The sequence below is a fragment of the Gordonia sp. 852002-50395_SCH5434458 genome, from assembly GCF_001665905.1.
GTDB classification, from domain to species: Bacteria; Actinomycetota; Actinomycetes; order Mycobacteriales; family Mycobacteriaceae; genus Gordonia; species Gordonia jacobaea.
Genome location: NZ_LZTC01000010.1, coordinates 1 through 24,227 on the forward strand (window position 1 = coordinate 1; position 24,227 = coordinate 24,227).

The 24,227-nt window shown below is 65.8% G+C and carries 21 protein-coding genes and 1 riboswitch; of the genes, 11 read left to right on the forward strand and 10 right to left on the reverse strand.

Annotation, left to right across the window (positions count from 1 at the left end):
* Positions 1-74 precede the first annotated feature (74 nt).
* Positions 75-776, reverse strand: coding sequence for a C40 family peptidase (locus tag A5785_RS01360; RefSeq protein WP_049698257.1), 702 nt, complete (start codon positions 774-776; stop codon positions 75-77).
* Positions 777-791: 15 nt separating this feature from the next.
* A riboswitch (cyclic di-AMP (ydaO/yuaA leader) is annotated at positions 792-976 on the reverse strand.
* Between the two features lie 658 nt (positions 977-1,634).
* Between A5785_RS01360 and A5785_RS01365 the strand changes: the two genes are divergently transcribed.
* Both A5785_RS01365 and A5785_RS01370 read left to right on the forward strand, forming a co-directional pair.
* Positions 1,635-3,443 (forward strand): DEDD exonuclease domain-containing protein, encoded by a 1,809-nt coding sequence (locus A5785_RS01365; protein ID WP_197500785.1) that lies wholly within the window; start codon positions 1,635-1,637, stop codon positions 3,441-3,443.
* A complete protein-coding gene (locus A5785_RS01370; RefSeq protein ID WP_005176218.1) occupies positions 3,440-3,718 on the forward strand; it encodes an Lrp/AsnC family transcriptional regulator in 279 nt (92 codons plus the stop codon). The genes A5785_RS01365 and A5785_RS01370 overlap by 4 nt, the downstream gene beginning before the upstream one ends.
* A 19-nt stretch (positions 3,719-3,737) precedes the next feature.
* Here A5785_RS01370 and trpD read toward each other — a convergent pair whose 3' ends face one another.
* On the reverse strand, positions 3,738-4,802 hold the full coding sequence (gene trpD, locus A5785_RS01375; protein ID WP_064864339.1) for an anthranilate phosphoribosyltransferase: 1,065 nt from the start codon (positions 4,800-4,802) through the stop codon (positions 3,738-3,740).
* Between the two features lie 105 nt (positions 4,803-4,907).
* A complete protein-coding gene (locus tag A5785_RS01380) occupies positions 4,908-5,420 on the reverse strand; it encodes a hypothetical protein (protein ID WP_064864316.1) in 513 nt (170 codons plus the stop codon).
* A gap of 159 nt (positions 5,421-5,579) precedes the next feature.
* On the opposite strand from A5785_RS01380, the gene ctaE reads away from it, so the two are divergent.
* The 5 genes from ctaE (at position 5,580) to A5785_RS01405 (ending at position 11,703) form a co-directional block, all read left to right on the forward strand.
* The gene (gene ctaE, locus A5785_RS01385; protein WP_174273044.1) at positions 5,580-6,194 is read left to right on the forward strand and encodes an aa3-type cytochrome oxidase subunit III; all 615 of its coding nucleotides are present in this window, start codon (positions 5,580-5,582) and stop codon (positions 6,192-6,194) included.
* Between the two features lie 120 nt (positions 6,195-6,314).
* On the forward strand, positions 6,315-7,283 hold the full coding sequence (gene qcrC, locus A5785_RS01390) for a cytochrome bc1 complex diheme cytochrome c subunit (protein WP_064864317.1): 969 nt from the start codon (positions 6,315-6,317) through the stop codon (positions 7,281-7,283).
* Positions 7,280-8,440, forward strand: a complete 1,161-nt coding sequence (gene qcrA / locus A5785_RS01395; protein WP_064864319.1) for a cytochrome bc1 complex Rieske iron-sulfur subunit — start codon at positions 7,280-7,282, stop codon at positions 8,438-8,440. Before qcrC ends, qcrA begins: the two co-directional genes overlap by 4 nt.
* Positions 8,437-10,050, forward strand: a complete 1,614-nt coding sequence (qcrB, locus tag A5785_RS01400) for a cytochrome bc1 complex cytochrome b subunit (RefSeq protein WP_064864321.1) — start codon at positions 8,437-8,439, stop codon at positions 10,048-10,050. The genes qcrA and qcrB overlap by 4 nt, the downstream gene beginning before the upstream one ends.
* A gap of 144 nt (positions 10,051-10,194) precedes the next feature.
* Positions 10,195-11,703 (forward strand): bifunctional phosphatase PAP2/diacylglycerol kinase family protein, encoded by a 1,509-nt coding sequence (locus A5785_RS01405; protein WP_064864322.1) that lies wholly within the window; start codon positions 10,195-10,197, stop codon positions 11,701-11,703.
* 40 nt (positions 11,704-11,743) lie between these two features.
* Here the strand turns inward: A5785_RS01405 and A5785_RS01410 are convergent, their stop codons facing one another.
* The 3 genes from A5785_RS01410 to ctaC are packed head-to-tail and all read right to left on the reverse strand — an operon-like array spanning position 11,744 to position 13,845.
* Positions 11,744-12,295: a GNAT family N-acetyltransferase gene (locus A5785_RS01410; protein ID WP_064864324.1), complete on the reverse strand. Its 552-nt coding sequence runs from the start codon at positions 12,293-12,295 to the stop codon at positions 11,744-11,746.
* Between the two features lie 39 nt (positions 12,296-12,334).
* A complete protein-coding gene (locus A5785_RS01415; RefSeq protein ID WP_064864326.1) occupies positions 12,335-12,751 on the reverse strand; it encodes a cytochrome c oxidase subunit 4 in 417 nt (138 codons plus the stop codon).
* A complete protein-coding gene (ctaC, locus tag A5785_RS01420) occupies positions 12,748-13,845 on the reverse strand; it encodes an aa3-type cytochrome oxidase subunit II (RefSeq protein ID WP_064864341.1) in 1,098 nt (365 codons plus the stop codon). Before ctaC ends, A5785_RS01415 begins: the two co-directional genes overlap by 4 nt.
* 416 nt (positions 13,846-14,261) lie before the next feature.
* Here ctaC and asnB point away from each other — a divergent pair, with 416 nt between their 5' ends.
* Positions 14,262-16,187 (forward strand): asparagine synthase (glutamine-hydrolyzing), encoded by a 1,926-nt coding sequence (gene asnB, locus A5785_RS01425; RefSeq protein WP_049698590.1) that lies wholly within the window; start codon positions 14,262-14,264, stop codon positions 16,185-16,187.
* A gap of 370 nt (positions 16,188-16,557) precedes the next feature.
* Here the strand turns inward: asnB and A5785_RS01430 are convergent, their stop codons facing one another.
* From A5785_RS01430 to A5785_RS01440, 3 genes are all read right to left on the reverse strand, one after another.
* Entirely contained in the window at positions 16,558-17,529 is a 972-nt protein-coding gene (locus tag A5785_RS01430) for a carbohydrate kinase family protein (protein ID WP_197494450.1), read from the reverse strand.
* Positions 17,530-17,706: 177 nt separating this feature from the next.
* Positions 17,707-18,066, reverse strand: a complete 360-nt coding sequence (locus A5785_RS01435; protein ID WP_005209017.1) for a HesB/IscA family protein — start codon at positions 18,064-18,066, stop codon at positions 17,707-17,709.
* Between the two features lie 212 nt (positions 18,067-18,278).
* Positions 18,279-19,349: a glycerate kinase family protein gene (locus A5785_RS01440; RefSeq protein ID WP_064864330.1), complete on the reverse strand. Its 1,071-nt coding sequence runs from the start codon at positions 19,347-19,349 to the stop codon at positions 18,279-18,281.
* Between the two features lie 145 nt (positions 19,350-19,494).
* On the opposite strand from A5785_RS01440, the gene A5785_RS01445 reads away from it, so the two are divergent.
* The 3 genes from A5785_RS01445 to A5785_RS01455 are packed head-to-tail and all read left to right on the forward strand — an operon-like array spanning position 19,495 to position 22,808.
* Positions 19,495-20,187, forward strand: coding sequence for a DUF3043 domain-containing protein (locus tag A5785_RS01445; RefSeq protein ID WP_064864332.1), 693 nt, complete (start codon positions 19,495-19,497; stop codon positions 20,185-20,187).
* A 7-nt stretch (positions 20,188-20,194) separates the two neighbouring features.
* On the forward strand, positions 20,195-22,003 hold the full coding sequence (gene cobT / locus A5785_RS01450) for a nicotinate-nucleotide--dimethylbenzimidazole phosphoribosyltransferase (protein WP_064864334.1): 1,809 nt from the start codon (positions 20,195-20,197) through the stop codon (positions 22,001-22,003).
* Between the two features lie 19 nt (positions 22,004-22,022).
* Positions 22,023-22,808 carry an adenosylcobinamide-GDP ribazoletransferase gene (locus tag A5785_RS01455; protein ID WP_064864336.1) on the forward strand — a complete coding sequence of 262 codons (786 nt, stop codon included), beginning with the start codon at positions 22,023-22,025 and terminating at the stop codon, positions 22,806-22,808.
* A 108-nt stretch (positions 22,809-22,916) separates the two neighbouring features.
* Here A5785_RS01455 and A5785_RS01460 read toward each other — a convergent pair whose 3' ends face one another.
* Positions 22,917-24,023, reverse strand: a complete 1,107-nt coding sequence (locus A5785_RS01460; protein ID WP_049698270.1) for a branched-chain amino acid aminotransferase — start codon at positions 24,021-24,023, stop codon at positions 22,917-22,919.
* Positions 24,024-24,227 lie beyond the last annotated feature (204 nt).

Sequence of the window (24,227 nt, forward strand, 5' to 3'; positions counted from 1 at the left end):
GATGTGTATAAGAGGGCGGATCACGCGTCAACGCGTGATCCGCCCGCCGTCACGAACTCTGTCGATCTCGTCGCTCAGTAGCGACGGATACCGACCAAGCTCCAATTCTTCACGACGTCCTTCTTCACGGGGACGCCGTAGGTCGATGCGTGGATGAACTGTCCGTTGCCGATGTAGAGGCCAACGTGTCCGCCACCGTTGAACACCAGGATGTCGCCGGGCTTCGCGTTCGCCAGCGAGGCGACCGCGGTGCCACCGCCGAGCTGTCCGTAGCTGTCGCGCGGAATCGTCAGACCTGCCTGACGGAAGGCCCAACTGGTGAGGCCGGAGCAATCGAAGGCGTTGGGTCCGGAAGCACCGTACGAGTAGGGGGCGCCGATCTTGGTCTCAGCGGCGCGCACGGCCTTCTCGCCTGCGGTCTGCGTCGGGGCGAGCAGCGGAGCTCCGCCACGCGGCCGAAGTTGCTGTGGGATCTGGTTGTCGCTGATACCCGGAAGCGTGAACTTGCCGACGTTGGGGATCTCGACTGTGGCGTCGGGCGACTTCGCGACATCCTGCTTCTTGACGACCGGCGCCTTCTGCTGCTGGAACTGTGCCGGAATCTGCTTGGTGTCGACGCCGGGAAGTTCGAACGTGCCGACGTTGGGCACGGTGACCGGCGCGGCCAGAGCGGGACCAGCGACAGCGGCAAGCGAGCCGAACGTGATCGACCCGGCGATTACCGCCTTCTTTGCGACCTTGCCGCGGTCGGGCTGTTCCAAACGATGTTTGGCCACGAAGGGTGTTCTCCTTTGTTCTCCCTCTACCGCCGACCGGGTTAGCTGTCGGATTCGGGCCGGAAGAAATGGCCCTACGCGCATGCGATTCGAGTGCGAACACCCGGATCGAGAGCGCGATTCACCCCCATTCGGAAAGCTCCGAAAAAATGAGTGGTTCCCCGGTACGCCGAGACTCGTAGCCTCGGCGATTGAGCGGTGACCCCTGCGAACCTCTCCTGTTGGAGAGGGACGCTTCGCAAAGGTTTCGGAAAGGTTACGAAACCGGATGCGTGTCTGTCCACTAACCGACAAACAGCGTGTTCGACCTCCGCGCCCTAGCCAGCACGCAATGTCGGTGATTCGGACGACGAACTGGCCGCTTGAACTGCGCAGATGCTTGCTCTTGCAGATCGTGCATCGACGTTGGAGGCCATTGCAGCGCCCGTGAATGTATCTATGGCGGCGTGGATCTCGGCGTCGTTATCTCGGGTGCCGGTTGGCCACCCCCGTCGCCACCCGGCGCTGGCATCCTGGCTGTTCAGCGGGCCGAAAAGCACTGTCATCACACAGCCGTCGCAGGCGTGTTCACGACCGGGGCAGGTGCTGCAATCGATGTCCATGATGTGATCTCCGTCTCAGTGGTGTGAAATCCTCGGGATGCGCATGTCGTCGGGAGGCTTCCCCTCCTCCCGGCAGCAACGCGCACCACTGCCTCCTTCTCACCGCGAGACTAGGCACCCCCACCGACAAGTCCGGCCGACCGAGTCGCGGAGGCCCGGCACCAGAAACCAGTTGGCGACGAATCGCCACATTCGGAACACGCGCCTCACCAGCAACGAATCAGCGGTGTCGGTGGTTCGAACTATTGTTCGCGACGTGACATCCAGTGGCGATCAGCTCTCGTTCTCAGACCTCGCGAGCGCCGACCTCGAGAGCACTCTCGACGACGAGTTCTCTGATCGGTCCCTGTTCGACACCACGCTCGTCGTCGTCGACCTCGAGACAACCGGCGGCAGTGCCACCAACGACCGCATCACCGAGATCGGCGCGGTGAAGATTCGTGGCGGCGAGGTACTCGGCGAGTTCGCGACACTCGTCGATCCGGGACTCCCGATTCCACCGCAGATCGTCGCGCTCACCGGGATCACCGAGGCGATGGTCTACGACGCGCCACGCATCGACGAGGTCTTGCCGTCGTTCATCGAGTTCGCGCGCGGATCGATTCTCGTCGCCCACAACGCCCGGTTCGACATGTCGTTCCTGCGGCAGAACGCGCTGCGCCTACACCTGCAGTGGCCGTTCAGTGCAACGCTGTGCACGGTCACCATGGCAAGACGCATCCTCGGACGCGACGAGGCGCCGACGGTGCGCCTGTCGGCTCTGGCCGATCTGTTCGACGTCACCGTCCGCCCGACGCACCGCGCTCTCGACGATGCCCGCGCGACCGTCGAGGTCTTTCACCACCTTCTCGAACGCGTCGGGAATCAGGGCGTACAGAGCTATCGCGAACTCACCCGCTACCTGCCACGTACCGATCCGCAGCTGCGCGCAAAGCGGCACCTGGCCGACCGAATCCCCGCGCGTCCCGGCGTCTACCTGTTCCGCGGCCCCAGCGACGAGGTCCTCTACGTCGGCACGGCATCGGATCTGCGTCGACGCGTGAGGTCCTATTTCTCCGGAGCCGATCCCCGACGCAGGATCGGCGAGATGGTGATGCTCGCCGAACGCGTCGATCACGTCGAATGCGCGCACGCACTCGAGGCGGGAGTTCGCGAGCTCCGATTGCTCGCTGCGCACGCCCCGGCGTACAACCGACGCTCGACGCAACCCCACCGCGGCTGGTGGGTGACCCTGAGCAACGAACGGTTCGCCCGTCTGCGTGTGGCCCGCACGCCGGGAGAAATAAGCATCGGGCCGATCGGTAAGCGCACCACGGCGACCGCGATCGCCGACCTCATCGCACACGCCGCAGGACTGCGAACCTGTACGACCCGCCTCGGCGCGACCGCCACCCATCATTGGTGTCGCCTCCCAGACGACGGCGGTCGGGTCGTCGGCGGATGTGCTGCCGCCTCGACACGCCCTCAGACACTTCCCGACTACCTGCCATCGGTCACGTCCGTCGTCGATCTGATACTCGGACGATCCGACACGATCCTGGAGCGGCTCTCGCAGCGACTCGACGTCGTCGCCGGTGCCCAGATGTACGAGACCGCCGCGCGCCACCGCGACCGGATGGCCGCAACCATCGATCAACTCGCTCGGTGTCAGCGTCTGAGTTCCCTCTGCGCGATAGCCGAGCTGGTGGTCGCACGCTCGGACGGGGCCGGCGGGTGGGAGTTGGCGGTCATTCGGCACGGACGGCTCGCTGCGGCGGGAACAGCGCCACGCGGACACGCGCCGATGCCGGTGGTCGCAGCGCTGGTCGCGGCGGCCGAGACAGTGCTGCCAGACGACACCCCACTTCGGGGCGCCTCCCCGGAAGAGGCAGGTCTGCTCTACCGCTGGGTGTCCGACCCCGGCACCCGCATCGTCGACTCCAGCGACGCGCTTGCCACACCCGTCGGTTCGGCGCAGCGTTGGCTGGAGTGGTCACAGACCGCCCACGATGCGCGTGACATCCGCACGCCGCGTCACCGGTCACGCCCGCGCGCCGATGATGGCCGACTACGCTTGCCCGCATGATCACCGCCATCGTCCTGATCGACGCCGACGTCCACCAGATCCCCGAAACGGCACAGGCCGTGGCCGATATCCCGGGCGTCGAAGAGGTCTACTCGTGTGCGGGCGATGTCGACCTGATCGCGAAGATCCGCGTACGCGACCACGAGCAGATCGCCGAGGTGGTCACCGGCAAGATCAATCGGCTGCCGGGAGTACGGCACAGCGCGACACACATCGCGTTCCGCAGCTATTCGTCGAGCGCCGTCGAGGGTGGTTTCTCCATCGGCGAGGAGTGATCCTCGCCCGGCAACCGGCCTACTTGTTGGCGAGCTCGCCGCTGACCTGGGCCCACCGGTCGAGCAGCCGCGCGGCTGCGCCCGAATCGATCGACTCCGCGGCGCGCTCGGTCGCCGCCGCGAACGCCGCGGTGAGTCCCGCGTTGTCGGTCGCGGACGTCTGCTCGTTGGCGACGAGTGCACCCGCAGCGTTGAGGAGCACAGCATCGCGCACGGGGCCGGACATTCCCGACAGCAGTTCCCGCGCGATGGCGGCGTTCACCGTCGCATCTCCGCCCTGCAGCGCCGATAGGTCGACGTAGTCGATTCCCAGATCACGCGGATCGATCGTCAATTCGGTGACGGTGCCGTCGACCACCTGCCACACAGACGACGTCGTGGTCGTCGTGAGTTCGTCCAGACCATCATCGCCGCGCACCACAAGGACAGAACTACCCCGCTCGGCAAAGGCACGCGCGAGAACAGGCGCGAGATCGCCGAACGCGCACCCGATCAATCCCGCGCGTGGGTTCGCCGGGTTCGTCAGCGGGCCGAGCACATTGAACACCGTCGGGATGCCGATCTGCTGCCGTGCGGGAGCGGTGAACCGGAACGCAGGGTGAAACACCGGGGCGAAGCAGAATCCGATGCCGATCTGGTCGATACACGCGGCGACCTCCGCGGCACCGAGCGAGATCGTCACGCCAAGGGCCTCCAACACGTCGGCACCGCCACTCTTCGACGACGCAGCCCTATTGCCATGCTTGACCACGGGCACGCCGGCCGCGGCGACGACGATCGACGTCATCGTCGAGATGTTCACGGTGTGCGAGCGGTCGCCTCCCGTTCCGACGATGTCGATCGCCGCACGGTCGGTGTCGACGAGGGTGGCGTGGTCGAGCATCGCCTGCGACAGGCCTGCGAGTTCGGCAGGCGCTGCGCCCTTCATCTTCACGCCGACGCCGAATGCGGCGATCTGCGCCGACGTCGCGCTGTCGGTCATGACCTCGTCCATCGCCCATCGCGCCTGGTCGACGGTCAGGTCGATTCCGTCGGTGACGGATCCGAGGATCTGCGGCCAGGTGTAGCTCTGCTCGCTGCTCACCCCATGCACCTTAGTTGACCTGCGCACACGATCTGCTCGCGGTCGTACCGCACGATGTGCCATGCGCGCGCGGCGCGGTGATCAATGCGCGCGCGGCGCGGTGATTCATCGCGGCCGCTGGACGATCTGCCACCCCACTGCGACACCCGAGTGCCGCGACGCCAGGCTCGCCATTCGTGAGCGCTCCTGCGACAAGTGCAGTGCGTCGACGAGCTGCACGCGCGCCAGAACCACGGGTGCAAGCCCCTCCGGAATCGCGAACCGATCGGCGACGACATCGATGGGAATCGCCTCGTACTCGTCGAGCGCGGCCAGGCCAACCGCCGCCTCGACACCGTCGTCCGGAAGCGCCAGCACGTGCCGCACGACTGCCTGATCGGCCGGACGCAACGTCGAGGCGTCGAGGATCGACGAGCTCGACGCCGCCTCGTCGTCGGACTCACCGACCACGACGACGTCGCGGTCGGTCACCGTCAGCGCGTCGCGAGGCGCGGCTCGACCGCCGATCATCGCTCGCCGCAACGTTTCCCAGCGGCGCGGCGCCATCGGCCTGCCGTTGAGGTCGAACTGTCGGCCGTCGTGCCGCGACCCTGGATCGTCGTGGTCGGAGGTACCCATGGAGTTGAGCAAAGCACGGCGCTCACCGCTCGGTCCACCGGTACCCTGACACGCCGAAAGGCGCCTCCGACCGGCGCCTACCAGCGGGAAGAGAAATAGTTCCCACGAATATCCGACCCGAGTGGTCAGGGCGTACTACGAACCGTCATACTTCAATCTGTGACTAGCGCTGTAGGTACCTCGGGAACAGCCATCACCTCGCGCGTGCACTCGCTCAACCGCCCCAACATGGTGAGTGTCGGCACGATTGTGTGGCTGTCCAGTGAGTTGATGTTCTTCGCTGGACTCTTTGCGATGTATTTCGTCGCACGCGCCAATGCCGGCCCTGCCGGCTGGCCGCCGGAGCCCACCGAACTGAACCTGAAATTGGCCATCCCGGTCACCACCGTCCTCATCTTGTCGTCGGTGACCTGCCAGATGGGCGTGTTCGCCGCCGAGCGTGGCGACGTCTTCGGGTTGCGTCGCTGGTACATCCTCACGTTCGTGATGGGCGCCTTCTTCGTCTGCGGCCAGGCCTACGAGTACTACCACCTGGTCGCGGAGGGCACGACCCTCTCGTCGAGCGCCTACGGCTCGGTCTTCTACATGGCGACCGGCTTCCACGGCCTGCACGTGATCGGTGGTCTCGTCGCCTTCATCTTCCTGTTGGTCCGCACCAAGCTCGCCAAGTTCACTCCGAACCAGGCGACTGCTGCGATCGTCGTGTCCTACTACTGGCACTTCGTCGACATCGTGTGGATCGCCCTGTTCGTCACCATCTACTTCATCCGATGACTGCCCTTCATCCGATGACACCGATCGCAACGAATAACTGAGACATGAGGCGAGAGTGGCTCCTCGGAACCGCGTTCCCGCCAACAGCTGAGAAGTCCGTCCGCTAGTAGAGAGACCACGATGAGTTCATCTCCACCGCGACCGTCGGATAGCCCTTCCGACGTCGGTCAGGTCGACACAGTCACCTCGAGCACAAAGCCGAGCTCCGCGAAGAAGTCCCGCTCGCGTCGTAAGCTGCGCCGCCGCGCCAGTGGCGCTTTGCTACTGCTCGCCGGCCTGATGATGGCAGGCGTCCTCGCGTCGTTGCTGTCCCCCAAGCCTCAGGTCGCCGTCGCGGACACCAGCGACGCCGCGCTGATCCAGGACGGCAAGAAGCTCTACGAGAGCTCGTGCATCACCTGCCACGGTGCCAATCTGCAGGGTGTGGCCGACCGCGGCCCATCCCTGATCGGTGTCGGCGACGCGGCTGTCTACTTCCAGGTTTCGACCGGCCGCATGCCTGCCGCGCGCGGTGAGGCTCAGGCCCAGCGCAAGCCACCGAAGTTCGACACCGCACAGATCGACCAGCTCGGCGCCTACATCCAGTCGCAGGGTGGCGGTCCTCGCCCGCTGTTCGAGAAGAACCCGGACGGCACCCGCAAGACCGAGAAGGTCATGCAGCGCCAGGCCGACGGTTCGATGAAGGAAGTCGTCCTGCCGGTCGTCGCGCAGGAGTCGCTGCGTGGCGAGAACCTCGGTCGCGGTAGCGAACTGTTCCGTCTGAACTGCGCGTCATGCCACAACTTCACCGGACGTGGCGGTGCGCTGTCGTCGGGTAAGTACGCGCCGACGCTCGACCACGTCAAGGAACAGCAGATCTACACGGCGATGCTCACCGGACCGCAGAACATGCCGAAGTTCTCCAATCGCCAGCTCTCGCTGGACGAGAAGAAGGACATCATCGGCTTCATCAAGTACGTCACCGAATCCAAGCCCCAGGGCGGTCTGAGCCTCGGCGGCTTCGGCCCGGTCAGTGAGGGCATGGTGATGTGGTTTGTCGGAGTTGTGGCGGTCGTCGCCGCCGCGATGTGGATGGGATCACGAACATGAGCACCACGGACAAGGACACGCCGTCCGCCGATGAGCTTGACCAGATGACCAACGATGACCTGGTCAAGCTCGGTACCAACCTCGACGGCGTCGAGATCATCCATCGGGGTGAGCGATTTCCCGAGCCCGGCACGAAGGCCGAGAAGCGCGCAGAACGACAGATCGCCATCTGGCTGGTCATCGCGGGCATCTCCGCGCTGGCCTGCTTCGTGATCTTCCTGTGGAACCACTGGGAGTTCGCGCTGCCGGGGACCTCCGACTACTGGCGCTACACCCTCAACACACCGTTGCTGGGTGTCACGTTCGGTCTGTCGATCCTGTCGATCGGCGTTGCCCTCGTCCTGATCACGAAGAAGTTCATCCCGTCCGAGATCGCGGTTCAGGACCGTCACGACGGTCCGGGATCGACCGAGGTCGACAAGAAGACCATCGTCGCCGAACTCGTCGACTCGGGAACGAAGTCGACGCTCGGCCGTCGCAAGATGCTGATCGGCTCCGGGCTGTTCGCTTTCGGTGCGCTCGCACTCACCGGCGTCGTCGCAGGCCTGGGTGGATTCATCAAGAATCCGTGGGCCAAGCGCGAGGACGCACCGCTGTGGCACACCGGTTGGTCACCGATCTACAACCCCAAATCGCAGCCCAACGAGACCGTCTTCCTTCGTCGCGACACCGGTAACCCGCACCAGGTCGCCCTGGTCCGGCCCGAGGACCTCGACGCCGGCGGCATGGAGACCGTGTTCCCGTGGCGCGTCTCCGACGGCTACGGCGAGACCGAAGAGTCGCGCGAGAAGCTGATCTGGGGTCTGCGCTACGTCTCCAACCCCGTCATGCTGATACGCCTGCGGCCCGAGGACGCAGCCCGGTCGATCAAGCGCAAGGGCCAGGAGAGCTTCAACTACGGCGACTACTTCGCCTACACCAAGGTCTGCAGCCACCTCGGTTGCCCGACCTCGCTGTACGAGCAGCGGACCAACCGCATCCTCTGCCCGTGCCATCAGTCGCAGTTCAACGCGCTCGAATACGCCAAGCCGGTGTTCGGTCCGGCCGCGCGTGCACTGGCGCAGCTGCCGCTGACGGTCAATGATCAGGGGTACATGGTTGCCGCAGGCGACTTCATCGAACCCGTCGGACCCGCATTCTGGGAGCGCAAGTCATGAGCAATCGTCTCGCGAAGCAGGCCGAAGAGGTCGATTCCCGGTACCACCTCGCCGCAGGAATGCGGCGCCAGATCAACAAGGTGTTCCCGACACACTGGTCGTTCATGCTCGGTGAGGTCGCGCTCTACAGCTTCGTCATCCTGCTGATCTCCGGTGTGTACCTGACCTTCTTCTTCGACCCGTCGATGGCAGAGGTCACCTACCACGGCGCATATCAGCCGCTCAACGGCGTGATGATGACCCGCGCATACGAGACCACGCTGAACATCTCCTTCGAGGTGCGCGGCGGTCTGTTCGTCCGTCAGATCCACCACTGGGCAGCACTGCTGTTCGCGGCGTCGATCATCATCCACATGGCCCGCATCTTCTTCACCGGCGCGTTCCGTCGCCCGCGTGAGGCCAACTGGATCATCGGCTGCCTGCTGCTGGTCCTGGCCATGTTCGAGGGCTTCTTCGGCTACTCACTGCCCGACGACCTGCTCTCGGGCACGGGCGTTCGCGCCGCGATGAGCGGCATCGTGCTGGGAATCCCGCTGGTCGGTACCTGGATCCACTGGGCGCTCTTCGGTGGGCAGTTCCCCGGCGACATCATCATCCCGCGCCTCTACGTGCTGCACATCCTGCTGTTCCCGGGCATCATCCTCGCGCTGATCGGTGCCCACCTGGCGCTGGTGTGGTACCAGAAGCACACCCAGTTTCCCGGCCCGGGTCGCACCGAGAAGAACGTCGTCGGTGTCCGTATCCTGCCGGTGTTCGCCGCCAAGGGTGGAGCGATGTTCGCTTTCACCGCGGGCATCCTCGCGATCATGGCCGGCATCTTCCAGATCAACCCGGTGTGGGTGATCGGTCCGTACAACCCCGCACACGTGTCGGCCGGTTCTCAGCCCGACATCTACATGATGTGGACCGACGGCTTGGCCCGTCTGATGCCTGCGTGGGAGCTGTACCTCGGTAATTACACGATTCCCGCGATCTTCTGGGTCGTCGTGATCATCACGATCATGTTCGTTGTGATGTTCGCCTACCCGTGGATCGAAAAGAAATTCACCGGCGACGACGCCCATCACAACCTGCTGCAACGTCCGCGTGACACTCCCGTGCGCACGGGCATCGGCGCGATGGCGTTCTCGTTCTACATCATCCTGACGTTGAGCTGTATGAACGACATCATCGCTTTGAAGTTCCACATCTCGCTCAACGCGACGACGTGGATGGGTCGCATCGGTCTGATCATCGTGCCGCCGATCGCCTACTTCATCGCCTACCGCTGGGCCATCGGCCTCCAGCGCAGCGACCGCGCAGTCCTCGAGCACGGCATCGAGACAGGCATCATCAAGCGTCTGCCTCAGGGCGAGTACATCGAGATCCACCAGCCGCTCGGCCCGGTCGACGATCACGGTCACGCGATCCCGCTGCCGTACGAGGGTGCCGCGGTCCCGAAACGGATGAACAAACTCGGGTCGTCGGGCGCACCCGGAACGGGTTCGATCATGGTGGCCGACCCGCCCGAGCAGCAGAAGCGCAACGTCGAGTTCGAGCACGAGCAGGAACGCGAAGAAATCGACGCCCTGCGCGAGCTGCAGGCCAAGGGCGGCAACCCGCTCGACTGACCGGCTCTCGAATCAGCAGTCACACACGGCTGCCGTCGCACTCCGCGACGGCAGCCGTGTGTTGTTGTGGGCCGTGTGTGATGTGGGCCGTGTGTTGTTGTGGGACAAGCACTCCCCTCCCCCACCGACCGCTACGGTTGAACGATGACACGAGTGCGACACATCGGACATCGCGACAAAGACCCACTACATCAGCTGACGAAGGAGCTCGGCACACTCGACGCCAACCTCTTCCATGCGATCGCTCGTTCACCGAGCCCACTGCTCGATGAGACGATGCCCAAACTCACCGCGGCAGCCGACTATTCGAAGCTGTGGATGGGCATCGGAGCCGGACTCATACTCAGTGGGCGCCCTCGCTGGCAGCGGGCCGCGGTCCGTGGCCTGGCATCGCTCGCAGTGTCCAGTCTCGTCACCAACCAGGGCGCAAAACGAATCCGGCAACGCAAGCGACCCTCACCGTCGGTCGTGCCATTGGTGCGGCGGGCGGCGCACCAGCCGACGTCGAATTCGCTGCCGTCGGGCCATTCAGCAAGCGCCGCAGCCTTTTCCGTCGGTGTGGCGCTCGAGTCGCCGCCACTGGGCCTGGTGATGTCTGCGCTCGCAGGCCTTGTCGGATTGTCCCGCGTCGCGACCGGAGCGCACTATCCGGGCGACGTGTTCATCGGGTTCGGGATCGGCGCCGCCGTCGCCACGCTGGGCGGCAAGATCGCTCCGCCGATCATCCCGCACAACATCGCGGTTCCCGCACCCACCACCGAGGCCGCACCGCTACCCGTCGACGGTTCGGGTCTCGTGGTCCTCGGAAACCCGGCGTCGGGAGACGGCAACAGCGAGAAGGTCCTCGAGGCCGTCCGGACAGAGCTTCCGGGCGCCGAGATCATCGAACTCGGGCCGGACGACGACTACGCGTCGGTCGCCAATGACGCGGCCCGACGGGCCACCGCGCTCGGGGTCTGTGGCGGAGACGGCACGGTGGCCACCATCGCAGCGGCAGCGCACGCCGCCGACCTCCCGCTCGCCGTCTTCCCCGGTGGCACGTTCAACCACTTCGCACGCGACATCGGGTGCGACACCGTCGACGCCGCGCTCGCCAAGATCCGGGCAGGCGTCACCACCTCGGTCGACGCGGCGACCCTCAACGAGCAACGGCTCATCCTCAACACGGCGAGCATCGGCGCATACCCCCACTACGTACGCGCCAGGACCAAATGGGAGCACCGCGTGGGCAAGGGTGCTGCGAGTGCACTGGCGATGCTCCAGGTCGCACGACACTCCACACCGGTCGAGATCACCATCGACGGTAAGACCGTCAAGACGTCGCTGTTCCTGGTGGGGACGTCGATGTACGGCTCGGCAGGGTTTGCACCGGCACGACGCGAGCGACTCGACGACGGGCTGCTCGACGTCCGCTTCCTCGAGGCCGGCAAGCGGTTGGCGACGCTGCGAGTACTGGGGAGCCTCGTGACAGGGCTCCTGCAGCGATCGAAGCTGTACCACGAGATGCAGGTACCCGAGTTCACCTTCACCACAGCCGAACCCACCACCATCCCCCACGACGGCGAGGTCGGCGAGTCGTATACATCCGCTCGTTTTCGCGCTGAATACCGGACGCTGAAGGTCTACGGCCACAGCATCGTCGGCGACGACTGAGCTCTGGCCGCAGCACCGGACCAAGCGCTCAACCGCAGGATCACCAGACGTCGCCGGCTCTCCAATCGCAGGAGAGCCGGGCGACGGCTGAATCGAGTCCTCCTATGTTGCGAACCAGGACAGCGCCTTCGTCGTCGGGGGTCGGCGCCCATCCGTCCGGGCTGAGCACACCGAGCGTGCCGACCCACGGAATCCAGCCCCGCGACTCGTACAAGCGCATGCCCGCGTCCGACGCGCCGAGTGCGCCCAGATCGTAGGCGTTGTCGATGACCTCCTCGATGGCAGCCATCAGCGCACCTCCCAGCCCCTCACGTTGATGTGTTGGCGAGACGGCGACGGCCTCGACGTAGCCGCATCGTCGTGGTTGGTCGTCGACGAGGACCGACCGGGCGACCACGGCCGCGTGACCGATGAGTTCGTCGGATTCGTCGACGATCAGTGCGTGCATTCCGCCGAGCGCGTGGTCGAGGTCGGTGTCGTCGAAGTCACCGTCGAACGCGGCGTCGAGCAGGCGCATCAACTGGGGCATTCGTCCCGGCTCGAGGTGCGCGGTATGACAAAGCCGCACCCGGCGTTCGGATGCGGCTGTCATGGGATGCGAAGGGTTGTCCAGCGTGAAAGGGCTGCTCTGTCAGTGCTTCTCGGGTCCGACGATGTACTCGAAGACCATTCCGGCAGCACCACCGATGATGCACGCTGCCGCGAAGATCGCGAGCCAGAGGTTGCCGGTGGCGAATGCGACGGCAAACAGCGCTGCGCACGCGGCGATCACGATCGGCCACCACGAGCCCGGGCTGAAGAAGCCGAGTTCGCCGGCGCCGTCCTCGATCTCGGCGTCCTCGTAATCCTCGGGACGGATCTCGACGCGTCGTGAGACGAACCGGAAGTAGGTACCGGCGATCAGCGTCAGCCCGGCGCTGAAGAACATGGCGGTGACACCGACCCATTCGACGCCGTTCTCAGTCAGTGCAGTCAACACCGTGTAGATGACACCGCAACCTGCGAAGAAGAGCGTGAGCAGCTCGAAGAGTCTCGCTTCGATTTTCACTGGAGTGCTCCGATCGTGCAGTTCGCAAGCTTCGTGTTGCCGCCGTCACCCCTGGCACTCGCGGTTCCGTCGCTGGCACGACGCGTGTCGAACGGAACCGTGACGACTGACTCGGGCTGCTGGCAGATGTGTTCGAGCGCTTGCGCGTTCGTCTTGCCGGGATTCTCCTGCCGGTACTTGATGTACGCGTCGAAGTCCTGTGGCGACACTGCACGAACCTCGAAGTTCATCATCGAGTGGTACGTGCCGCACATTTCCGCGCAGCGACCGACAAATGCACCTTCACGGTCGATCGACGAGATCTGGAAGCGGTTGTCGGTGTGGTTCTGCTTCGGGAACGGCATGACGTCGCGCTTGAACAGGAACTCCGGAACCCAGAACGAGTGGATGACGTCAGCAGACGCCAGATCGAACTCGATCCGCTTGCTCGTCGGCAGCACGAGAACGGGGATCGTCGCCGACGATCCGACAGTCTCGATCTGGTTGAACTTCAGGTAGTCCCGCACGTCGTTGCTACGGCCACCGTCGGGGCCGGGGAGCTCGATGGTCTCGCCGTCGTGGATCTGACGGGTGTTCGCGGTCTCGAGATCGAACGGGTTACCGTCGCGGACGAAGCCGTTGTACTTACTACCGTCGTCGAACGTGACGTCGCGGTAGCCGAACTTCCAGTTCCACTGGAATGCGGTGACGTCGACGACGACCTTCGAATCGTCGGTCTTCTTCTCGACGTTGGTCTGCACGATGACGGTGAAGTAGAAGAGCACCGCGATGATCACGAACGGGATGGCCGTATATGCCAGCTCGAGCGGGACGTTGTAGGCGGTCTGGCGAGGGAACTCGTCCTTGCCCTCACCCGGCTTGTAGCGGTGGAAAGTGATCGTCCAGAAGATCAGAGCCCAGACGATGATGCCCATCACAAGTGCCGCGATGACCGACCAGCTCCACAGGTTGCCCATGTCGGTGGCCTCGGGGGTCACACCGTGCGGCCAGCCGAACCGCATCGCCGTTCGTCCGTCGCAACCCGACATCAACAGTGCGCCGACGCCAAGCGCCGCGACAGCTCCGACCCGCTTGAGGCCGACCCGGTTGGCCATCCGCGACGCCGACGTGGCACGCCGTACGCGGGGCCGTTCACCGTGTGCCAATTTCACGCCTTCCTGCCAGCTCGGAACCGTCGATCAGACGTCCGAGTCGCATCCCACCTGACCTGCAATGACACGCTTGGCGACATCGAACCCGCAGGCAACTGTCACCGTGCAGCGGGCACCGAAGCGCAGCCTTCGCGCCATGTACTACGCAGCGTAGACCAACTCGCGGGAACTTTTTCGGTTGGGGTGACTTCGCGCGTCGAAATCGTTTTCCGGCCCAGGTAAGACCCTCCCGACCGCGTGTTTCGACGACCCGCGAGCCCTATCCGGAAGGTCGCGCCGACCCCGCATACGGCATACTCGTCACCGCGGCGGTGACGTCATCGCCGACCATCGTCCCCGCGTCGAAAGAGGCTTTACTGGTGTGTGGCTTGCTCGGTCTGCTGACCTCCGATGAGACGGCGACTGATGCCGTCGATCTCGTCGCCAACGCCTCGCACTGCATGCGCCACCGCGGCCCGGACGAGCCCGGCACGTGGAATGACGCCGACATCGTGCTCGGCTTCAATCGACTGTCGATCATCGACATCGATCATTCGCATCAGCCACTTCGGTGGGGACCGCCGGAGAACCCCGACAGGTACGCCCTCGTCTTCAACGGCGAGATCTACAACTACCTGGAGATCCGCGCGCAACTCGCCGCTGACGAGGGCGCGACGTTCCGCACCGAGGGCGACGGCGAGGCGATCGTCGCGGCCTTCCATCACTGGGGACCCGACGCGGTCCGACGACTTCGCGGCATGTTCGCGTTCGCCATCTGGGACACCGAGACGCGCTCACTGTTCCTGGCCCGCGATCCGTTCGGCATCAAGCCCATGTTCATCGCAACCGGACCCGGTGGGACCGCGTTCGGCAGCGAGAAGAAGAGCCTCCTGGAGCTGATCGGACGCCTCGGCCTGCCCGACACTCTCGACGAGCGCGCTCTCGAGCATTACGTCGTGCTGCAGTACGTTCCAGAGCCCGAGTCGCTGCACTCGTCGATCCGTCGTCTCGAATCGGGTTCGTACGCGACGGTCCGTCCCGGCAGCGCGCCGTCGGTCACCCGCTACTTCAGCCCGCAGTTCTCGGTCCGTCCCTTCACCGACGCCACACGTCAGAAGCGCTACGACGAGATCGCCGACGTCCTCTCCGACTCCGTCGCCAAACACATGCGCGCCGACGTCACCGTCGGGTCGTTCCTGTCCGGCGGTATCGATTCGACGGCCATCGCGGCGCTCGCGATCCAGCACAACCCCGACCTGATCACCTTCACCGCGGCATTCGAGCGTGAAGGCTATTCGGAGGCCGACGTCGCAGCGGAGTCCGCGGCAGCCATCGGGGCCCGGCACATCGTGCGGACCGTCACCCCCGAGGAGTACATCGCCGCGATCCCGGAGATCATCTGGTACCTCGACGATCCGGTCGCCGACCCCGCACTCGTCCCGCTGTACTTCGTGGCCCAGACCGCTCGCGAACACGTCAAGGTGGTGCTCTCGGGCGAGGGCGCCGACGAACTCTTCGGCGGGTACACGATCTACAAGGAGCCCCTCTCCCTGAAGGGCTTCGACCGCTTGCCCTCCACACTTCGACGCCTCGCAGGCAAGGTCTCCGACCGCATCCCCGAGGGCACCCGCGGCAAGAGTCTGTTGCATCGCGGATCGCTGACACTCGAGGAGCGCTACTACGGGAACGCGCGAAGCTTCGACGACGCCCGGCTGCGCGCCGTGCTGCGCGACTACCGTCCCGAGTGGACTCACACCGACGTCACCGAACCGATCTACGCGCGCAGCGATGGCTGGGACCCTGTGGCACGGATGCAGCACATCGATCTCTACACGTGGCTGCGCGGCGACATCCTGGTCAAGGCCGACAAGATGACGATGGCCAATTCACTGGAACTGCGAGTGCCGTTCTTGGACAACGAGGTGTTCAAGGTCGCCGAGGCGCTGCCGTTCGACGAGAAGATCAGCCACGGCACCACCAAATACGCACTGCGCAAGGCACTCGAGCAGATCGTTCCGCCGCACGTTTTGCATCGCAAGAAGCTCGGTTTCCCCGTCCCCATCCGCCACTGGCTCGCCGGGCCGGAGATGTACGACTGGGCACGCGAGACGATCGAGAAGTCGCAGACCGAGTACCTGCTGAACAAGCAGCCGATCCTCGACATGCTCGACGAGCACCGCGCGGGCACCGTCGACAACAGCCGACGCCTCTGGACGCTCCTGATGTTCATGATCTGGCACGCGATCTTCGTCGAGAAGACCCTCGTACCCGATATCACCGACCACAGCTACCCCGTGCGGCTGTAGTGATCTCGACAAGCTCGATCAGCGGAGGACGGCTCGATCAGCGAAAAGGGCTCGCCACCGCTGGTTGAGCAGGCCGCGAGCGCAGCGAGCAGCCGTCCGTCGAAACCACCCCACCCCCACTGGTTGAGCCGGCGTTGGCTGAAGTGATCTCGACAAGCTCGATCAGCGGAGGTGGCTCGATCAGCGGAGGACGGCTCGATCAGCGGAAAGGGCTCGCCCCCCGATCGACCAGGCGGCCCCACCGCTGGTTGAGCAGGCCGCGAGCGCAGCGAGCAGCCGTCCGTCGAAACCACCCCCACCCCCACTGGTTGAGCAGGCCGCGAGCGCAGCGAGCAGCCGTCCGTCGAAACCACCCGCCGCGCGGCCGCGCTCAGATCGCTGCGGCGATCTCCTTCGCGGCGTCGGGGCCGTACGCGCCCTCGATGCGACTGAGCGCGGAGTCGCGGTCCCACGACCAATCCTGCGTCGACACGGTTTCGAGGACCAGCACGGCGACCATCGAGCCGACCTGTGCGGCGCGCTCGAATCCGAGGCCTGCGGACAGCGACGAGAGGAATCCCGCGCGGAAGCCGTCGCCGACGCCGGTCGGGTCGACCTTCTCCGTCTCCGGGACAACGGCCACGTGCGTGCGCGTGCCGTCGCGGTCGACAATCTCGACACCGCCTGAACCGAGGGTCGTGACGCGCACGCCGATCAACTCGGCGACCTGCGCCTCCGACAGCCCGGTCTTCTGACGCAGCAGACCCCACTCGTACTCGTTGGTGAACAGGTAGGCGGCGCCGTCGATGAGCTCCCGTGCCTGCTCGCCGTCGAGTCGCGCGAGCTGCTGCGACGGGTCGGCGGCGAACGGGATGCCGAGGCGTCGACATTCCTTGGTGTGCCGAAGCATTGCTGCCGGATCGTCGGCACCGATCAACACGATCTCCGGTGCACCGACGCGTTCGACGACCTCGCCGAGATCGATCTCGCGCGCCTCACTCATCGCACCCGCGTAGAACGTCGCGAGCTGCGCCATCGTCTCGTCGGTGGTGCACATGAAGCGAGCCGTGTGGTGCGTCTCGGAGATGCGTACGCCGCGGCAGTCGACGCCGTGCGCCTCGAGCCACTGGCGATAGTCGTGAAAGTCCGATCCCACCGAACCGACGAGCACCGGCGACTGCCCCAGCTCACCCATCGCATACGTGATGTTGCCTGCGACACCGCCGCGTCGGACCACGAGATCCTCGACGAGGAAGCTGAGCGAAATGTGCTCGAGATGATCGGCGAGAATCTGCTCCGAGAACTTCCCCGGGAACTTCATCAGATGATCTGTCGCGATGGAACCACATACAACGATTGCCACGTACTCCCCAAGCCTCTCAGCGTTTGTGATGGCACGCCGCGCGAGCCGGCGTTCGAGATGGCCCGCCGCGCGAGCCAACCATGAACCGCATCACACGCTACCGAAAGCCTCGGAAATGACTGACCGCACCCCGGCGTCGCCGAGGTGCGGTCAGAAATTACAGGCGTACTACAGCCCTCAGTTGAACGAGTCGCCGCAGGCGCAGCTACCCGTCGCGTTGGGGTTGTCGATGGTGAAACCCTGCTTCTCGATGGTGTCGACGAAGTCGATCGTGGCGCCCTGCACGTACGGCGAGCTCATTCGGTCGACAGCCAGCTTGACGCCACCGAAGTCTGCGGTGAGGTCGCCATCGAGCGAGCGGTCGTCGAAGAAGAGCTGGTAGCGCAGGCCTGCGCAGCCTCCGGGCTGCACTGCGATACGCAGCGCCAGGTCGTCACGACCCTCTTGGTCGAGCAGCGCCTTGGCCTTGGCGGCTGCAGCGTCGGTCAGGATGACGCCGGTGGTGGTCGCGGTTCCGGATTCGTTCTGAACGGTCATCGATGCTCCTCGTACTGTGATGGCGCCGTTGGTGCTCGGCCCCGGTCGTGCTGCCATGTATCACACAGCTCTGATGTACGCCGCGCTGTGGCAGCGACTCGAACGCGTCGGCTGACGATGCAGGCCTTTTGTTCGTCTGTTGTCAACGGTACCCCCTATGTGCATATTCCCGGAGTGTGCACATGCCTGTGGGTCGTCGAACGCAGGCTTTCTCACCCACTCGGGAGCCACGACGCCGCGGCGCGCGCCGCGAGAGCGGTGAGTTGATTGCGCGCGTCGCTCATGGCGAGTTCGACCGATCCCGCCTGGTCGACGATCGAGTGGGCACCCGCTATCCCGGCCCCGGCGATCTCTTCCGGAGTCAAAGCCACCTGACCTGCGAACACGACCGTCGGCGCACCCACCTCGGTTGCCGCAGCATTCAGTGCCGACACGACCTTCCCGCGCAGCGTCTGGGAATCGAACTTTCCCTCACCGGTCAGCACCAGGTCCGTGCGAGCGATCTCAGTGGCCTGATCGGTTGCCTCTCCCACGACCGTCGCACCGGACACGCGACGCGCACCCAATGCGAGCAATGCTGCGCCGAGCCCACCGGCGGCTCCGGCTCCCGGCTCACCACTGACGTCACGACCAGCGATCGATGCCAGCACCCGCGACCATTGGGTCAGTCGCTCTTCTAGACGCCCGACGGTCTCGGCGTCCGCACCCTTCTGAGGGCCGAACACAGAGGCGGCCCCCAGCGGTCCCAGCAGTGGATTCTCGACGTCGGACGCAGCGATCAGCGCGACGTCGGCGAAACGCTCCGCTGCCCGCGCCGACCCACCCAGGGCGTCGATGAACCCATGGCCGCCGTCGGTCGTGGCACTCCCACCTAGACCAACGACCACTTCGCGGACCCCGGCCCGCAATGCAGCGTCGACGAGCAGCCCCACACCGTAGGTGTCTGCCGACTGCGCGGTGCGCGGCGTCGGCCCACCACCGAGTTGATGCAGGCCGCACGCCTGCGCGCACTCGATGTAGGCGACGAGCCGCTCGGGCTCCCTGTCGTCGAGCAACCACTGTGCGGTGATCGCGGCACCGAGTGGACCGACGACCCGCTCGGTCACCGTGCGTCCGAAGCGTGCTGCGAGGACGTCGACGAATCCCGGTCCGCCGTCGGACTGCGGCGCGAGCGTGATCTCGTCGTCCGGCCTGCCCGCCGACCACCCTTCGCCGATGGCGTTGGCGGCCTCGACCGCCGTGAGCGTGTCGCCGAACGAATCCGGCGCTATCAGGACTCGCATTCGCCCCACCTCTGCTCGCTCGACACCCGGGCGTCGACGCAGGTGCTCGCGGTCGTCTCACACGCTCGTATCCTCGGGCCCATGCCCGGAAAGTATAGGGAGGTCGACGAACCGCGGCAGCGCTAGATCGCCTACCCTCGAAGACGTGAGACTGCCATGGAACAAGGACGACGACACCGCCGACGAGGGCACCCTGTCGCTCAAAAAAGCGCCGACGACGGCCGTCGACGACACGGAGACCGAGTCCGAGTCCGAGACCAAGGGCAGCGCATACACAGCGGGTAAGGGGCGCCCGACACCGTCGCGTCGCGAGGCAGAAGGCCGACGTCGAGGCCCGGTCGCGCCTCCGCCGACGACCCGCGCCGAGGCACGTGCCCGCAAGAAGCAGCTCAAGAGCTCGATGTCGCGCGAGGACCGTCGCAAACTCAACGACGATCGCCGCAACCAACGCGCGGAGCAGCGCGAAAAGATGATGGCAGGCGACGAGCGCTACCTGATGCCCCGCGACAAGGGTCCGGTGCGGCGCTACACCCGCGACCTCGTCGACTCGCGACGCAACTTCGCCGGACTGTTCATGCCGTTCGCGGTGGTGCTGATCGTGGTGATGTTCCTGCCGTCGATCGCCGCGTACGCGAACTTCGTCCTGCTGGCATTCGTCGTGCTGATGGCCGTCGACGCCGTCATCCTGGGCAGGCTGGTCAACAAGCGCGTCCGCGAGCGCTTCCCCGACACCGACGACACCGGCTTCCGCCTCGGCTGGTACGCCTTCACCCGCGCCATGCAGCTCCGCCGGATGCGCGCACCCAAGCCGCAGGTGTCTGCGGGCGACGAGGTCTGAACCGACAATGACCACGAGGGGCACCCGCACACTGGTGCTCGGGGGCGTGCGGTCGGGCAAATCGGGGGTTGGCGAGGCACTGCTCGCCGAACACGCCGAGGTCCGCTACATCGCGACCGGGCCGACACTGACCTCCGATGCGGAGTGGGTCGCGCGAGTCGAGGAACATCGACGACGCCGCGACGAGCGGTACACGACCGTCGAGACCACCGATCTCACCGCCGAGCTGTCGACGACGCCAGACGTCGCCACACTGGTCGACGACCTCGGCAACTGGCTGGCCGCCGACATCGACGCCACCAACGGCTGGGAATCGCCGATCGACCGCTCCGATCGCACGGAGCAATTGTGCGCGGCGATCAGTGCCGTCACCGCGGACCTCGTCATCATCAGCCCCGAGGTCGGGCTGGCACCGGTCCCCTCGACCGCCGTCGGCCGCGCGTTCCAGGACGAACTCGGTGCCCTGAATTCGGCCGTCGCAGCCGTCTGCGACCGCGTCCTGCTCGTCGTCGCCGGCCGCGTCGTCGAACTCCCCGCCGACTTCCCCACCCCGGCGGCGCAGACGGCACAGCAGCAAAGGTCACCACAGAAACCGGCGGCACCCGACGTCGCACCGACGGCAGCCGCAACCGCATCCGCGGTAGCCATTACTGCAGCCGCTACTGCACCGAAAGCCCCGGACACCGCAACGGCAGCGTCCGGCAGCATGTCGGAATCTCCCAAAGTCGACGCGACCGATGCCGAGGTTTTCGACCACATCGACCGTCCGGACGAGTCCGTCGCGCAGGCGGCGCGCGACCGTCAGCTCACCTTGACCAAGCCCGCTGGTTCGCTCGGCAGGCTCGAAGACCTCAGCGTGTGGATCGCCGCATGTCAGGGCGAGTGTCCACCCCGCTCGATCGAGCAGGCGAACGTGGTGGTGTTCGCGGGTGATCACGGCGTCGCGCAGGCCGGCGTCTCCGCGTACCCGCCCGAGGTGACCGCGCAGATGGTCGCGAACATCGCCTCGGGAGGCGCAGCGGTCAACGTCCTCGCCCGCCAGAGCGGCGCGACGGTGCATGTCGTCGACATGTCGGTCGACGCCGACACCCCACCCGAGGTCTCGCGCTACAAGGTTCGACGCGGCAGCGGCGACCTCCGCGTCACCGATGCGTTGACCATCGCCGAGGCTCGCGCGTCCATCGCGGCAGGACGTGCCATCGTCGACGACTTGGTCGACTCTGGTGCCGACCTTCTCATCGCGGGTGAGATGGGCATCGGAAACACCACTCCCGCAGCGATTCTCGTCGGTACCCTGACCCGCCACGAGCCGGTCGAAGTAGTCGGCCGCGGCACCGGCATCGACGACCTCGGCTGGATGCGGAAGACCGCAGCCATCCGCGACGGTATGCGGCGCGGCCGACGCTACATCCATGATCCCCTCGCACTCGTCGCGGCCGTCGGCGGCGCCGATATCGCCGCAATGGCCGGGTTCCTGGCACAGGCCGCCGTGCGTCGCACACCGGTGATCCTCGACGGTGTGGTGGTCACGGCTGCCGCACTCGTGGCGGCCGAACTGGCTCCGGGCGCCGTGAGCTGGTGGGTCGCCGGTCACCGGTCGGTCGAACCCGCGCACACCTTCGCGCTCGAACACCTCGACCTCGAGCCCATCCTCGACCTGCGGATGCGCCTCGGCGAAGGCAGCGGCGCGCTGATGGCGCTGCCCGTCGTCTCCTCGTCCGTGGAGATCCTGCGTGGCATGTCGACGTTCGACGAGGCGGGAATCAGCGATTCCGACTCGTCGGCGGCCCTGACCACCAGCGACGCGGGGGTCTGACCCGGGCGTGGGCGGCAGGATGTCGCCGGTCGACGCTCTCGCGGGTGCGTTCTCATGGCTGACCGTCGTGCCTATCCCAGTGCGCAACAACACTTTTGATCGACGATTCGGCGCCGCGGCGATCGCTGCGGTTCCAGTTGTCGGCCTCGCCCTCGGCGCTCTTGTCGCTGTCGTGGCGTGGGCGTTGAGTCTGACCGACCTCCCCACCACCCTGATCGGCATTGTGCTCGTCGTCGTCCTCGGTGTGGGGACACGGGGCATGCATCTCGACGGCTTGGCCGACACCGCGGACGGCCTCGGATGCTACGGCCCACCCGAACGGGTCGCCGAGGTCATGCGCAGCGGATCAGCGGGACCGTTCGGGGTGGCGACCATCGCGGCGGTGATGATCGTCGACACAGCGGGATTCGCTGCGCTGACCGGTGATTCGCGATGGCCGGCCATTGCCGCGGCGGTTTTCGTCGGGCGCGTGGCCGCCGTGATCGCCTGTCGACGGTCGCTACCGCCGGCACGCTCCACCGGATTCGGCGCACTCGTCGCGGGTACCCAACGGGCATCAATCGTCGTGTGGTCGGTGTTGGCGATCGTCGCGATGGTGGTCGCGGGCGGTTGGCAGTCGTTGTCGCCCAACGTGTTCGACGTCGGATCGGCGTTGGGTGCGGCCGTCACAGCCGTGATCGTGCTCGGCTTCGCGTGGTTGTTCACCCGGCACTGCGCGCGCCGGATGGGTGGGATCAACGGCGACGTGCTCGGCGCAGTCATCGAGCTGTCGACGGCCATAGCCCTTGTGGGACTACTGATCTGAGTGCCGCTAGCTGACCACAGGCTCCGACGGTTCTGACCCGGATACGCCGCGGGCCCCCGAGGCCGGAGCGTCGAGGACCCGTCGGACGTCTGGATCAGGGGATCCGGATCAGGCCGGATACAGCGTCGTCATCCACCCGTGGGTGTCGGCGAACGTACCGCGCTGAATGCCGGTGAGTGTGTCGCGAAGCGCCTGGGTGACCTCACCCGTGGTGCCGTTGCCGATCGTGTAGTCGTCGGTCTCGCTCTTCACGTGGCCGACCGGTGTGATGACCGCGGCTGTGCCGCACGCGAAGACCTCGGTGATGTCGCCCGACGTGACACCCTTGCGGAGTTCCTCGGTGGAGATGCGTCGTTCCTCGACGGAGAACCCGGCGTCGATCGCGAGGGTGAGCAGCGATTCACGCGTGATACCCGGCAGCAGCGAGCCGGACAGTTCCGGAGTCACCAGCCGCGCGTCGGCTCCCGAGCCGAACACGAAGAACAGGTTCATGCCGCCCATCTCCTCGATGAAGCGACGCTCCACCGCGTCGAGCCAGACCACCTGGTCGCAGCCCTGCGCGGTGGCCTGCGCCTGCGCAAGGAAGGCCGCGGCGTAGTTGCCGCCGCACTTCGCAGCGCCGGTACCACCGGGTGCCGCGCGCACATATTCGGTCGACAGCCACACGCTGACCGGCTTGATCCCGCCGGAGAAGTAGGCGCCTGCGGGCGAGCCGATCACCGAATAGACGTACTGCGACGACGGCGCGTTGACTCCGAGGCCCGCCTGCGAGGCGAACATGAACGGGCGCAGGTACAGCGATTCCTCGCCGCCTGCGGGCGGAACCCACGCGTTGTCGGCAGCCAGCAGTGCCCGTAGTGATTCGATGAAGTCGTCGACGGGCAGAGGCGGCATCGCGAGGCGTTCAGCGGAACGCTGCAGCCGCAGTGCGTTGGCCTCCGGACGGAACGCGGCGATCGAGCCGTCGGGCTGCCGGTACGCCTTCAGACCTTCGAAGACTTCCTGTCCGTAATGCAGAACCATCGCCGACGGATCGAGCGCGATCGGTCCGTACGGCGTGACCTTCGCACTGTGCCAACCGCGATCTATGTCGTAGTCCACCAGCACCATGTTGTCGGTGAAGTACTTGCCGAATCCTGGAGCGGAGAGGATCTCCGCCCGACGGGATTCCGACACCGGATGGGGATGCTCGGTACGGGTGAACTGCAAGGTCATTGGCCTATGGTAACGCCGCGAAGAAAACCTACCCTCACCGACCACCCACGCTGATCGAGACGCCCCGCCCGCTCATCGAGACGCCCCTCCCGCTGATCGAGCTTGTCGAGATCACCCCGACCGAGGCCCGACCCTCAAGCAGGGCATCGCGCTCGCGCTGATCGACACGGCGTCGGGCATTAAGAAGGGTGCGGAGCCCGCCGG

Coding starts and splice junctions, on each gene's coding strand:
- A5785_RS01370 (WP_005176218.1), top strand. CDS start 3,440: ATGATCACCGCCATCGTCCTGATCGACGCCGACGTCCACCAGATCCCC.
- qcrC (WP_064864317.1), top strand. CDS start 6,315: ATGAGTTCATCTCCACCGCGACCGTCGGATAGCCCTTCCGACGTCGGT.
- qcrA (WP_064864319.1), top strand. CDS start 7,280: ATGAGCACCACGGACAAGGACACGCCGTCCGCCGATGAGCTTGACCAG.
- qcrB (WP_064864321.1), top strand. CDS start 8,437: ATGAGCAATCGTCTCGCGAAGCAGGCCGAAGAGGTCGATTCCCGGTAC.
- cobT (WP_064864334.1), top strand. CDS start 20,195: ATGACCACGAGGGGCACCCGCACACTGGTGCTCGGGGGCGTGCGGTCG.
- A5785_RS01455 (WP_064864336.1), top strand. CDS start 22,023: ATGTCGCCGGTCGACGCTCTCGCGGGTGCGTTCTCATGGCTGACCGTC.
- A5785_RS01410 (WP_064864324.1), bottom strand. CDS start 12,295: ATGACAGCCGCATCCGAACGCCGGGTGCGGCTTTGTCATACCGCGCAC.
- A5785_RS01405 (WP_064864322.1), top strand. CDS start 10,195: ATGACACGAGTGCGACACATCGGACATCGCGACAAAGACCCACTACAT.
- A5785_RS01435 (WP_005209017.1), bottom strand. CDS start 18,066: ATGACCGTTCAGAACGAATCCGGAACCGCGACCACCACCGGCGTCATC.
- A5785_RS01380 (WP_064864316.1), bottom strand. CDS start 5,420: ATGGGTACCTCCGACCACGACGATCCAGGGTCGCGGCACGACGGCCGA.
- A5785_RS01440 (WP_064864330.1), bottom strand. CDS start 19,349: ATGCGAGTCCTGATAGCGCCGGATTCGTTCGGCGACACGCTCACGGCG.
- ctaC (WP_064864341.1), bottom strand. CDS start 13,845: ATGGCCAACCGGGTCGGCCTCAAGCGGGTCGGAGCTGTCGCGGCGCTT.
- A5785_RS01460 (WP_049698270.1), bottom strand. CDS start 24,023: ATGACCTTGCAGTTCACCCGTACCGAGCATCCCCATCCGGTGTCGGAA.